General features: G+C 32.8%; 16 protein-coding genes. 13 read left to right on the forward strand and 3 right to left on the reverse strand.

Annotated features, from left to right (window positions below; all coding sequences use genetic code 11):
- The first annotated feature begins 570 nt into the window (after positions 1 to 570).
- The 9 genes from IPM51_13275 (at position 571) to IPM51_13315 (ending at position 7,613) form a co-directional block, all read left to right on the forward strand.
- The gene (locus tag IPM51_13275) at positions 571 to 894 is read left to right on the forward strand and encodes a hypothetical protein (GenBank protein MBK9285266.1); all 324 of its coding nucleotides are present in this window, start codon (positions 571 to 573) and stop codon (positions 892 to 894) included.
- A gap of 215 nt (positions 895 to 1,109) precedes the next feature.
- Complete coding sequence (gene recA, locus IPM51_13280; GenBank protein MBK9285267.1) at positions 1,110 to 2,159, forward strand: recombinase RecA; 1,050 nt, start codon at positions 1,110 to 1,112, stop codon at positions 2,157 to 2,159.
- Positions 2,160 to 2,557: 398 nt separating this feature from the next.
- Positions 2,558 to 2,887: a hypothetical protein gene (locus IPM51_13285; GenBank protein ID MBK9285268.1), complete on the forward strand. Its 330-nt coding sequence runs from the start codon at positions 2,558 to 2,560 to the stop codon at positions 2,885 to 2,887.
- Between the two features lie 35 nt (positions 2,888 to 2,922).
- Complete coding sequence (locus IPM51_13290; GenBank protein MBK9285269.1) at positions 2,923 to 3,117, forward strand: hypothetical protein; 195 nt, start codon at positions 2,923 to 2,925, stop codon at positions 3,115 to 3,117.
- A gap of 184 nt (positions 3,118 to 3,301) precedes the next feature.
- The gene (locus IPM51_13295) at positions 3,302 to 4,339 is read left to right on the forward strand and encodes a virulence RhuM family protein (protein MBK9285270.1); all 1,038 of its coding nucleotides are present in this window, start codon (positions 3,302 to 3,304) and stop codon (positions 4,337 to 4,339) included.
- Between the two features lie 968 nt (positions 4,340 to 5,307).
- A complete protein-coding gene (locus IPM51_13300; protein MBK9285271.1) occupies positions 5,308 to 5,787 on the forward strand; it encodes a hypothetical protein in 480 nt (159 codons plus the stop codon).
- An 8-nt stretch (positions 5,788 to 5,795) separates the two neighbouring features.
- A complete protein-coding gene (locus tag IPM51_13305) occupies positions 5,796 to 6,164 on the forward strand; it encodes a YrdB family protein (GenBank protein MBK9285272.1) in 369 nt (122 codons plus the stop codon).
- A gap of 5 nt (positions 6,165 to 6,169) precedes the next feature.
- Positions 6,170 to 6,709, forward strand: a complete 540-nt coding sequence (locus tag IPM51_13310; protein ID MBK9285273.1) for a GNAT family N-acetyltransferase — start codon at positions 6,170 to 6,172, stop codon at positions 6,707 to 6,709.
- 100 nt (positions 6,710 to 6,809) lie between these two features.
- Entirely contained in the window at positions 6,810 to 7,613 is an 804-nt protein-coding gene (locus IPM51_13315; protein ID MBK9285274.1) for a hypothetical protein, read from the forward strand.
- A 35-nt stretch (positions 7,614 to 7,648) separates the two neighbouring features.
- Here IPM51_13315 and IPM51_13320 read toward each other — a convergent pair whose 3' ends face one another.
- The gene (locus IPM51_13320) at positions 7,649 to 8,764 is read right to left on the reverse strand and encodes a T9SS type A sorting domain-containing protein (GenBank protein MBK9285275.1); all 1,116 of its coding nucleotides are present in this window, start codon (positions 8,762 to 8,764) and stop codon (positions 7,649 to 7,651) included.
- Between the two features lie 155 nt (positions 8,765 to 8,919).
- On the opposite strand from IPM51_13320, the gene IPM51_13325 reads away from it, so the two are divergent.
- The 4 genes from IPM51_13325 (at position 8,920) to IPM51_13340 (ending at position 11,043) form a co-directional block, all read left to right on the forward strand.
- Complete coding sequence (locus IPM51_13325; protein ID MBK9285276.1) at positions 8,920 to 9,135, forward strand: hypothetical protein; 216 nt, start codon at positions 8,920 to 8,922, stop codon at positions 9,133 to 9,135.
- Positions 9,136 to 9,266: 131 nt separating this feature from the next.
- Entirely contained in the window at positions 9,267 to 10,250 is a 984-nt protein-coding gene (locus IPM51_13330; GenBank protein ID MBK9285277.1) for a hypothetical protein, read from the forward strand.
- Between the two features lie 27 nt (positions 10,251 to 10,277).
- The gene (locus tag IPM51_13335) at positions 10,278 to 10,634 is read left to right on the forward strand and encodes a DUF1801 domain-containing protein (protein ID MBK9285278.1); all 357 of its coding nucleotides are present in this window, start codon (positions 10,278 to 10,280) and stop codon (positions 10,632 to 10,634) included.
- Complete coding sequence (locus IPM51_13340) at positions 10,621 to 11,043, forward strand: SRPBCC family protein (GenBank protein ID MBK9285279.1); 423 nt, start codon at positions 10,621 to 10,623, stop codon at positions 11,041 to 11,043. Before IPM51_13335 ends, IPM51_13340 begins: the two co-directional genes overlap by 14 nt.
- Before the next feature lie 3 nt (positions 11,044 to 11,046).
- Here the strand turns inward: IPM51_13340 and IPM51_13345 are convergent, their stop codons facing one another.
- Together IPM51_13345 and IPM51_13350 are read right to left on the reverse strand one after the other, a co-directional pair.
- Positions 11,047 to 11,391: a TfoX/Sxy family protein gene (locus IPM51_13345; protein ID MBK9285280.1), complete on the reverse strand. Its 345-nt coding sequence runs from the start codon at positions 11,389 to 11,391 to the stop codon at positions 11,047 to 11,049.
- Positions 11,391 to 12,836 (reverse strand): tetratricopeptide repeat protein, encoded by a 1,446-nt coding sequence (locus tag IPM51_13350; GenBank protein ID MBK9285281.1) that lies wholly within the window; start codon positions 12,834 to 12,836, stop codon positions 11,391 to 11,393. The genes IPM51_13345 and IPM51_13350 overlap by 1 nt, the downstream gene beginning before the upstream one ends.
- Positions 12,837 to 12,854 lie beyond the last annotated feature (18 nt).

Here is a 12,854-nt window from a genome sequence, read left to right on the forward strand (position 1 = left end):
ATATTTGACGCTGACGTGGCTCCGTAATTTTAATAGTGCTAAATAGTTTAATGCTTAAATAAAATCTAAAATTACCCGCAGAAAAATTTATCTCAAAATTCTTAACAGAATTTCCTTGAGGGCGATAATATTCATTTTCAAGCTTTTTTTTCATCGCGGCGGATTTATCAAGAAAAAATAAAACTATTTATTATTTCATGACAAAATCGTCATTATAATTGCTTGTTTTGGTGATAAATTAAATTGAAGCATTGACACCACCTCTGCATGTATCGGTATGACAAAAACGAGTTTTGCGTGAGGGATAGAAGCGAAAATCCTTTTGTGAGGAACGAACAAAAGATTGCAGCGAATAGCCCGACCCCCAATAGTAAAACGTTAATTGAACATAAACAAAATCGTTTTACGTATTGGGGGGCACGCCCAAATAAAAATTCCACCAAAAACATTATTATTCCCTACCCCATTTCGCGTGATTTATGTCCAAACATTAAAACGTTTAACAGATTTTAAAACATTTCATGTAACAAAATAAGCCTGTGCTTCGTCAAACTACTAAAACCCTATATTATGAAAAATATAATTTTAATTACGGCCTTACTAATTACCGGTTTAGGAATTTTAAAAGGCCACAACGGAAAAGAACACGAATCGATCATGGAAAAAATTCGTAAAAACATTAACCTGTCGGAACAAGCCCAGGGTAAACAATCATCTATACAAGTAAATGTATTGTTTAAAGTAAATGAAAGCGGTCAGGTGATTGAGGCCAATGCGCAAACAGAAAATAAACAAGTTAAAAAAGAATTGGAAGAGCAGTTTCTTAAACTTAGTTTTAACGGCTTAAAAGCTTGTGTAACTAATACCGCACCTATTCGTTTTACAATTTATTAGGCGCTGGAAGCCTTGCGGCACTAGGCTTTTACAGCTTTTAACAATTTAGCTACAAATTGTAGCAAGGCTTTGCTACTTTCTGCATATACCTTTGTTGTGCACTAGTTAAGGTAAACTGAGTGAAAAGAAGTGAAGGGGAAGTAAACAGTTTATCTTAACTTAAGCACAAAACCGATGAGCGGTTTTATTAAAGGAAAAAAATAAAAAATAAATATATGGCTAGAAAAAATGCAGAAGATCTTATGGAAGAGGAGATCAACAAAACGGTAAACGCCGAAAAATTAAAGGCTCTTCAATTAACTTTAGATAAGTTAGAAAAAACCTATGGTAAAGGTACCATCATGAAATTGGGCGACAGCCAGGTAGAACACATTGAAGCAATTAGTACAGGCTCTTTAGGTTTGGATATTGCTTTAGGTATTGGGGGATTACCAAAAGGGCGCGTAGTAGAAATATACGGACCTGAATCATCCGGTAAAACTACGTTGGCCATACACGCTATTGCTAACGTGCAAAAAACAGGAGGCATTGCCGCCATTATTGATGCGGAACATGCTTTCGACAGATTTTATGCTGAGAAGCTGGGTGTAAATACCGAGAATCTTTTAATATCACAACCTGATAATGGAGAACAGGCTTTAGAAATTGCCGATAATTTAATACGAAGTGGTGCTGTAGATTTAGTGGTGATTGATTCGGTTGCGGCCTTAACGCCCAAAGCTGAAATTGAAGGAGAGATGGGTGACAGCAGAATGGGATTGCAGGCGAGATTAATGAGCCAGGCTTTGCGTAAGTTAACGGGCACCATTAATAAAACAGGATGCTGCTGTATATTTATTAATCAGTTACGCGAAAAAATTGGAATCATGTTTGGGAATCCGGAAACAACAACCGGTGGAAATGCATTGAAGTTTTACGCATCGGTACGTTTGGATATTCGCAGAATTTCACAAATTAAAGATGGAGAAACCGTAAGTGGTAACCGCGCCAGAGTAAAAGTAATTAAGAACAAGGTGGCTCCCCCTTTCCGCATGGCGGAGTTCGATATTATTTTTGGAGAAGGAATTAGTAAGGTTGGAGAAATAATTGATATTGGAGTAGAAAAAGGAATAATTAAAAAATCGGGATCGTGGTTTAGTTATGACGATACTAAATTAGGACAGGGAAGAGAGTCGGTTAAAGCTTTATTTATTGAAAACCCGGATTTAGCCGAAGAGATAGAAAATAAAATTAAAGAGGCGCTGAAAGCAGAAGCGGCCGGATAAAAACTTAGGGGCGGTTAGCTGCGGGAAGATGCGTAGCGTTAGAATAGCTAACCGCTTTTTTTGCCAATTGAGTTTTAAAAATTCTCATTCAATAAAAATTTTTGGTTTTGATTTGATTTGAAAAAAACCACGGTGAGGGCCGTGGTTTTTTTGGGTTTGGTTCAAAATTATTTTTATTAATAAGTAGTTGATAAGACTACTGTATTAAAAAATTAGAAGTGAATAAGAGAAAGTAAATTTGCATAGAAGTGGAAATGAGCAAATTAATAGGCTGTAACAAGCTATAAGATGTGTGAAATCCTTCATGATTTATAAACTTGGTAATTCAATCGATTCAATTCAAATATGGTAAATAAATCCCCCTAGAATTAGTTCAAGGTGTTTTATTGCATCTTTCTGTGAATACAGGAAAATACAAAGCAATTAATCAATGGGCAAATGAATTAAGTCTTCAAATACATGAAGCAGAAAGTGCATTTATTAGATTGGAAGAAGACGGATATGTTGACAAATATAAATTAGGCGAAAGGCCAAGACTTGGATCTGCAAGACAGGACGTCTATGGATTTAAAATCTCAAATAAAGGAGAAGAGTATTTAAGTAAAGGCGGTTATCTTAAAAAAGAGAACTGGTTAATAAAGAACGACTTTACAAACTTAAAATGGATTATCAGTACTTTATTAGCAATTTTTGCTATTATTTTAAATTTCCTGAAAAAACCACATTAAAAGATGAATTTTATTTTGAACTGAACCTAACCACAATGAAAAAAATTCAATTCAACTTCTCAGACTTTGAAAACGGTTCCCTGCAAGCATCTAGGAAGAGACTAAAAAACTTTATTGGTGTTTTGAATATTGCAAATGCAAAAAATGTATTTGTGGTAAATGACTCTAAATTAATTGGTCGTAAAATTGTAGAAAACATATTTAATAAAACATTAAATTTAAGAGGCTAAACAAGCGTTTCCAATGGTTGAATTTTAGACCCAATGTTTGTGTTATTGCAATTATAAGAAATAAATTTAGATTAAATACTATTTACAAATACGAGCAAAATTAAAGCAAGATCAAGAAGAAAAAATGTATTAAATATAAACGATTTTGTTTATACAAAATTTCTTTAACTTAGAATTAGACTTTATGGCAAAATCTACACCAAATCAATCTGATTTCATAATCTACACTTCACAAGATGGCGAAGTACGAGTTGATGTATTCGTTAATGATGAAACAGTGTGGCTTACTCAAAAGGCAATGTCACATCTGTTTGGATGTAGCTCTGATAATATTTCACTTCATTTAAAAAATATTTTTAAAGAAGGTGAATTAGATAAGGAATCAGTTACCGAGGAATTCTCGGCAACTGCATCTGATGGTAAAAATTATAAAACCCATTTTTATAATCTTGACGCCATAATTGCTATCGGTTACAGAGTAAACTCTAAACAAGCAACTCAATTCCGTATTTGGGCTACCAAGACATTAAAAGAATTTATTATTAAAGGATTTGTTCTAGACGACAAACGATTAAAACAAGGTGGTCAGGTATTTGGCAAAGATTACTTTGAAGAATTACTGGAGAGAATTCGGGAAATCCGAGCCTCAGAAAGAAGATTTTATCAAAAAATAACCGATATATATGCTCAATGTAGTATTGATTACGATTATAAATCAGATTTAACTTTAAACTTTTATAAAACCGTTCAAAATAAATTTCATTGGGCAGTTACCGGAAATACAGCGGCAGAAATTATTGAAAAAAGAGCAAACGCTGAAAACCCGAATATGGGATTAACTACTTGGAAGAATTCACCTGACGGAAAAATTCTGAAGTCAGATACAAACATTGCAAAAAACTATTTATCGGAAAAGGAAATAAGTGAATTAAACAGACTTGTCGAATTATACTTGAATTTTGCTGAATTACAAGCAGAAAGAAATATTCCAATGAAAATGAATGAGTGGATTGAAGCATTGGATTCGTTTTTAAAAATTAATCGTTATGATTTATTGAATAATCCGGGAAAAATATCACACGAAATAGCCATTAAAAAAGCTGAATCAGAATATTTAAAATTCAGAAAGATTCAAGACCAAAAATTTATTTCTGACTTTGATAAAGAGGTAAAAAAATTAAAAAGAAAAAATGAGAAACCCAAGAATAGTCTTAAAAGATGAACTTATGTCTATCGGCATTTTCGAAACCACTGATAAAAGCTCATTAAAAAATTCATATTTGGCGGAAAAATTTGAAAACTTGCTCCCAATTAAATAATAAAACAGCAATACTTAAAATAAATTTCAACTCGCTTGTACTTAAATTTCTTGTCTCAATTTATTTAGCCAATATAATTTCAGAATTTAAAAAAACAACAGGAATAAATAATTAAAAATTCATTGAATAATATCCTTAAGCAAATAAAAATACTAGATAAACGTAAACTTTTAATTTATCTTTTTTCTTACGCTTTTTACCGGATAATCAATAACTTTTTTTCGTTTACCGTTCTTCACTTATTTCATGAAGAAAACTTTCAGGAAAACTGGTCGGATCATAGTGTGCCTTGCGGAACAACACCTCACGCCTTAATCCTTTCGTTTCAGGTTTTTAAAATAATATTATTCGTCTTTTTTATAAATTTCCTAATACGAAAACCCGAAGGCCTAGTAAAGGAATTTTTTATTGCTTATTTTATTTACGACTTAGTTTATATACTTTCATTTATTTGGGAATTAATACCCTTTCCATTTAACCTCAACACCTGGTGGACGCTCAATTCCAGTGGACAAATATTTCTTGCTCACTACTTTCGCTATCTCGATTTAATTTTTGCGGGACTTTGGTCCATAGCCCTTCTATTGGCGTTATTTAAGCACAACAAACTCTCTTTAAAATTTATGCTGATTCGACTTGTCCTCATTCCGATTTCCGTTCCGCTTATTTACCGGATAATATTTTATTTGGAAAATTGATTTAACGAAATGACTCAAAAATTCAAAACTTAGTCTCTCCAAAAAATTAAGAAATTATATTCTAATGTTTTCGTGCATGAATCCTCTTTCGATATACGCTTTATTAATTTTCATGAATTTATTTTTTTAAGGCCTAAATTTATTACCTTCATGTAAACATTAACACGCAAACCATGAATACCAAATTATCTTATTTACTGCTTGTAGTTGCTTTTTATTCTTGCAAGAAAAATAAACTAAAAAATGAATATGCTGCTTTTATTGGTAATTACACTTGGAGCTATACGATGTTAAATGATAATAATATTTTTAGTAATACCAGCACTTCGTTAACACCAAACACAACGGGTTATTCGGTTACATTCGAATTAAATGATAAAGGAGAAGCTATTTTTATGAAAAACGGAACGGTATTAACCAAAAATAAATACTCCATCACCGAAAAAGAAAGTTACTCGCCCGGAAATGCTAAAATTACCATTAAACTGAAAAGAAAAACCGGTGAGTTAAATATCTCCAAGGATAATTTAACCCTAAGACTTTCGGGAGATACCTTGCTCGGAATTGACGAATTTCCCTTTCCGGCCATTGACAAAGTTGATAATTACAAATCAGGCTATAGCCAAAACGAAAATAAATTCATAAAACAATAATAGACAAAATGGGCTCTCATGCACTTAATCTTGCTCTTCGTTTTATTTTAGAATTAACTGCGCTTTTTGCAATGGGTTATTGGGGGTATAAACAAAGCGATCAGTGGTATCGTTTCATCTTTGCTTTCGCCTTACCCTTGGCTTTTGCAATTGTTTGGGGAGTTTTTAATGTCCCTCAAGACCCCAGTCGTTCAGGCAATGCCCCGGTAGTAGTTAGCGGATTTGTTCGCTTACTTATAGAACTTTTTATTTTTACTTTCGCTGCCTTATTGATTTATAAATCCGGATTTGCTAAATACAGTATCGTTTTCGGAATTATTGTACTATTTCATTATACTTTATCATACGATCGAATACTATGGCTTATTAAAAAATAAATACTATGCCCAATTATTTATATCAAGATAACTTACAAAGCGAAAGACTTCTCACTCGCAAATTAATTTCAGAGGATTTCGAAAGTTGGGCAAATTTTTTCAGAGATAAAGAAGCCATGGAACATTTTCCCTATGCCGGTGAACTTAGTGAAGAAGAGCGCGCTAAACTTTGGATTGAGAAACAACTCAAACGCTATGAAAATCAACAATTCGGATTACAAGCTTTAGTTGATAAAAAAACGAATGCCTTTGTTGGACAATGTGGTTTACTTTTACAAACCGTGGATGAACAAAGCGAAATTGAAGTCGGCTATCACATTTTTAAAAAATACTGGGGGCAAGGGTTTGCTCCTGAGGCAGCCAAACTATTTATCAATTTTGCATTTGAGCATCAACTTACACAGTCCGTGATTTCCATTATAAATGTGAACAACTTAAAATCACAGCGCGTTGCAGAAAAAAACGGATTGAGCCGAGAAAAACAAACAACTTGGTCGGGTATGGACGTTTTTATTTATCGTATTCATGAAATTCATATACTATAATAAGCAATATATAATGTAGTGTAATTTTTAAATGGGCATTCAAATAAAATAATTTACACATAAACCAACGGAATAGCTTTACTTTTCGTATTAACTCTAAATGAAATTCAAATTAAAATCTTTTATAACCTTAATTTCTTTCCTGTTTATTTTGTCTGATTTAAAAGGTGCTGACACTTTAAGGAGTAAATTACAAAGAATTAAAATAGGTGCTTCTTATAATTATGCGCCTTTTCAGAATATGCAATACAGCGAAATGGAAGTTAAGTATCATTTTGGTTCAGTTTCTCAAATTGATTGTCATTTTAGTTACTTGATTAATGCTTATAAAATTCCAAAAAAAAATAAAATATTTGTCGGAATTTCTTTGGGAACACTTTTTTTGCCATTAGAAAGTTATATTTCCGATTTTAAAGGTCCAGGACAAGTCAGTGCAATAAGTTATATTTTTTTATCGGATTCGTTTAAAACTAACCTCAAAACTTTAAACTTGGGGGCACATTTGGAACATGTGTGTGAATGGGACAGATTTTTCTTTGCGAATTCTATTTCATTGAAAATTTCTAGCCATTTAGGAAAATCATACTCTACTAGTTACACTCAAACTGAAATATATTATAGTTATTTACAAGACCCAAGTTATATTACTCCGGAAAACCCAAATGGTTGGTATAGCATAAAGCATAGTAATTCACAAGAAATACAAGAAACTTATAGAATAAATTCAACCCTAAACTTTTCTTATTCTACCTCAATTGGAATTAAATTAAATTCAATACAAATGAGTTTACAATTATCTTATATAAATTTTAACAATAAAATAAAAATTGACAATTTAAATAAATTTATTGCTGGCAAAAAACATTTGGGGTTCGCCGGGTTAAATATTTGTTATTTGTTTTAGTACATCATTCACTTTTTTGAATGGGTGTGGCTAATCTACTTCTCAATCACAATCCTCTTACTGCTTAAACTTCCGTTTATTTGTAAGCTGATTAAATAAATTCCATTGGGAACATCCAAATTTATAGGCATTTGATATTTACCGCTGTGCTGTTGTGCCGGTTCAACCAATGAGCTGATTAATTTTCCTTGCAAATCAAGTACATCTACCCGAACATAACTTTGCTTTTTTAATTCGTAAGAAACAGTAAAATCTCCTTTGGCGGGATTCGGAAAAACATTCCAACTATTTTCTACTTCAATGATATCGGCCTCTTCTACTCCAACATTCACATTCGTGCTATCAATAACTTCTTCCGTTACGGTATTCACAGCCATTACTTCACCAAGTAATTCAATATACGTTTCTTCAATAGGTTCGGTGATAAGTAGTATAGAATCTTTAATGGGCTCAACAATTTCTACTTCCTTAATTTCCACTTCCTTCTCAATAATTTCCGGTTGTTTTATTTTTCCTTTTATATATTTTTCTTCTTCAATAGGATTAATATTTTTGGTGCTATCCGCTAGTTGAGGCTCTTCATACACCACACGTAATCCACCCGCCACCATAGTAATATCTACATCACCTTTAATTGTTGGTGTACATTTTTCTTTCTCCTTCTTTTTTTCTTTTTCTTTTTCCTTTGGTAATGCCTCTACTTCGCCAACAACTCTTTTATTTTTATCATCCCCGGCAAACATTTCAAACGACTCAATCATTTTTCCCTGCACATCATAACAAGCAAATAAATGACTGCCAAACGAAAGTAATAAAGCCAAGGCAAACAAGCGGGTGACGCTTATATTACGGGGAATTTCGTTCAAATTAATTCTCAAATTTAATGGCCTGTTAATTTGTGTAGATTTAAATCGTCCGCATACTTTCTGATCCTTATAATGCATCAGTATATCCTTAATTTCATCATCTGTTTTGTTCGAAAAGTCAAGCACAGATTTTTGACAAGACCCACAAAACTTTCCGTTTTCTTCAGGAGTCATTTTATTCCAGTCTTCGTGGCAAGGTTCAGGAATTCGGATAATCATATTTTTATTTTCCATGGCTTTCATGTTTACTTTTATATTTAGATGTTGGGGTTTTGCATTTTCCATAAAAAATCATGATTTAAATATAAATACCTGATTATTAGCTGATCAGCACTGTGATTTTTCTTCGGGTTTATTTAACAGAAGTTAAATCGAGCTATTTACAAAAAATTGAATAAATTAGTTTATTAATAATTTTATATATGGAAGCATCAATAAACATGAGTGATTCACTCACACTAATTTTACCTATTATTATTCTTTTAGCTCTTTGGGAATTAACCTGGAAACTAATTGCCATGTGGAAGGCCGGTAGAAATAATCAATTGGGTTGGTTTATTTGTTTGGCTTTAATCAATACCGCCGGTATTTTGCCTATTATATATTTAGTAATGCAAAAAAATGCAAGCCGAGCGCCCATTCAAGACAATTATTAGACTAAAAATTGTTTTTATACAATAAGAACAAAAGATTTAACGTTTACCTGTTGGGTTACTTGTGAATTTGTTCTATTTTAGTAATACTATAAATACCCGTTTACACACACGGCGGTATAAATAAATACAAAATGAAAAAGATTATTTTTTTCAGTTTACTTTTTCTGGTGTCTGTTGTCGGAAAATCACAAAATGTAGCGCTCAAAGACACCTTATACATGGTGGATGGTAAAAAAATTACCTGCAAAATCTATGAGATTAATGAATACGAAATGCGCTGTAGAATTGGTGACGAGAATGGTCCTATTTACACATTCGATAAATTTAAAGTAAGAAAATATATACTATCCGGAGGCTTTTCTGAAATCATACTTCCGGATGAGCTCTCTCTAGAACAAGAACACGCATCTATAATTAATAATCGTCAGGTAATAAAAATACATCCATTCAGTTCAGCACTTAATCACATAAGTTTTGCCTATGAAAAAGTAATAAGGGTAGGTATGAATCTGGATGTGCAGGCTGGATTTATTAATTCCTCAATTGTTGACTACGGAAGCACTTCAGTGCGTTTAAATATTGACGCTTACCATGTTGGTGCATATTTTAAACCCGGTTTGAAATTTTTTATTGGCCAAGACTATGCCATTAAAGGCATGCGATACGCTCATCCATTAAAGGGAACTTACATAAAACTTGATTTAGCTTACTCTTTTTTAAATTATCAGGATGTTTCAGCAAGAGTTTACAATTATCAAAATAGTGGTGCATATACACAACCTACTTACTCTATTATCACAACGGACATAAACACTTATTCATATGGTGGATTTATAAATTTTGGTAGACAAGTAATATTAGGCAATTTGTTAACCTTAGATTGTTTTGTTGGAATTGGATATTCCATGCAATCCTTTCGTTATACCAATTCAGAATTTAGCACTGCTCTTAATTCTTCCTCTTTCAATGCATTTTATGCTTATGGCGAAGGAAGAATGAACAATTATTACGGCTGGCTCAGAGTACCAGTGGTTGGCGTTTCATTTACGGGCGGATTGCGATTAGGTTATATCATCCCTTCAAAAAAGAAAAGCACTAAAAGTATTAATCAGTAAACACTTTAATTTTGTTTTGTGGAGAAAATTAATTCGGTAGATGAATACATTCAACAATTTTCAGCAAATGTCCAAAATCAATTAAGTCTTATCCGCAACTTAATTAAAAAGTGTGCTCCGGACGCAGAAGAAAGTATTTCATACGGTATGCCGGCTTATAAGCTTTGTAAAAAACCTTTGGTCTATTATGCAGCTTATGAAAATCACATCGGCTTCTACGCTACCCCTAGTGGCCATAGTGCATTTAAAGATGAAATGGCTAAATACAAACAAGGAAAGGGATCAGTTCAATTTGCTTTAAATGAAAAACTACCAGTTAGGTTAATAACGAAAATTATTAAATTCAGGGTTCAAGAAAACTTAAAAAAGCATGGAAAAAATTAAAGTAAGTGCGCAAATTAATTCAGCTATAAAAAAGGTTTGGGAATATTACACCAATCCTAAACATATTGTGAATTGGAATTTTGCATCAGACGATTGGTGTTGCCCAAAATCGACTAACGACCTCAGAGTTGGCGGAAAACAAGTTTCGAGAATGGAGGCTAAAGATGGGAGCTTTGGTTTTGATTTTGAAGTGACTTATAATGAAGTGAAGCCGGAAGAAAAAATAACATACAGCATGGGTTCACAAATAGGTGAAGGCCGACAAGCCGAAGTATCTTTTAATTCTTTAGGAGATAAAACCAAATTGGAAGTAATATTTGATCCGGAAACCGAAAATCCGGCAGAGATGCAAAAAGAAGGTTGGCAATTGATTTTAAACAACTTTAAAAAATACACCGAGAATAACTAAACCTTATTTCCTTTTCTTCTTACTTGCTTTCGCTTCTGTGTTAAATTTTAAACAAAGACCAATCCAATGTTTAAAATCTTTGGCCGATTTCATTCCTTCTTCATTAACAAACACATAACCCTTCATGGGTTTTCCGGTAAATATCATTTCATTACAACCTTTTTTTTCGAGTGCAGATTCGTAAGCATCCGGACCAATTCGACACATCATGTCATCTTTCACCACACCTACACACATCTTTCCATTCACCATATAACATACACCACCAAACATGTATTTTTCTTCCACATTGGGTAAGTTTTGTAATTCTTCTCGGATTCGATTATTTAATTTTTCGTTAAACGCCATTAATTAAAATTATCTAATTTTTTCCGGATAGTTTTTTCATTGGGCATTAAAGCTTGTTGTATGCGCTTGGCATAATGTATACTTTCAATAATTTCTTTTTGCTTTTCGTCTACCAATGCTTTTTGTTTTTCAATTATAGCTTTTTGCTTTTGTGTTATACGAAAACGATTATACATAAAAATTGAAAATACAGCAATTAGGCCAATGCCAAAATACAAAACCATACTTTGTGATTTCTGGTGATTGATTTCAGCCTCATACACTTTTTTCTCCTCTACCGCTTTAATGCTATCTTGAACTACTTGTTTTTGAAAAGCATATTCAAAATCTTTTCGTAAAGCTGTACGCTTTGCGTTTTCACTATTCACGCTATCACTCATTTGCTTATGATAAACTTCCATTTCGTAAGCCTTTTTATAATCACCTAATGCTGCGTAAATTTCTGTAAGACCATTACTAATACCCACCAATTCCGCAGGATATTTAAACTCCTCTGCCATTTGAAAAGCTTTTAAGGTTACTTCCTTTGCTTTAAGATATTCCTTTTGGAGAAAATAAATATGGCCCATTGAGCCATAAATTCTTTCAATTCCCATTTTATTATTCATCTCCTCTTGCAATTTCAATGCATCATTTAAATATTCAAGAGCACCTTTGAAATTACCTTTTGAAAGTTCTACATCTGAATAACGAGCGTACACGTTAGCAATCCCCGTTTTATTATTGAGTTTCTCATTTGCTTTAAGAGATCTGTCCCAATATTTCATGGCTTTTTCAGCTTCCTTTTTTTCCCAATACAGTCCCGCCACGTTAGCTAACATAATAGCAGCGCCAGCGTTATTATCATCGTGTTGTAAACTCAAACCTTTCTCTTGAAACTCAATTGCTTTATCTAAATCACCTTGTTTACGATAGATAGATCCCAAATTATTGAATACCGCTCCTAATCCGTCAATGTATTTTGTTTTTTCCAAATAATGCAGGGCCTTGTGATAATAATCCAATGCAACCGGAATATTTCCTTTATGATCATGCACATATCCTATATTCAAAAGTGTAGCACCTAGGATTGATTCATCATTTACACTTTTATTTAATTCCAGTACTTCTTCCCACATATTAATGGCTTTTAATCCATTTCCACTTTGCTGGGTAAGGAAAGCCATGTTATCAATTCCAACCATTAACGCTCTGGTAATTCTGTTTTTTGTTGAATCATCCAACGCATTATTTTTAAGTTTTTCGCGGGTAAACAATAAAAGTTGATGTCCGTAGGTAGTATCGTTCTTCATCATACCCAACGCAAAAAGTTGGGTGAGTATTCTTGCATGAACCGTATCATGATTTTTTTGTGCTAATTGCTTTACTAAAACTTCTTCTGTTTGGGAAAACACCTGAAATGGGCACAATAAAAATAAAATCAGAGCTATTGAAAAAAACTTCATATACTTATTATTGAAGCA

This window comes from Sphingobacteriaceae bacterium, from assembly GCA_016715905.1.
Taxonomy (GTDB): Bacteria; Bacteroidota; Bacteroidia; order B-17B0; family Aurantibacillaceae; genus Aurantibacillus.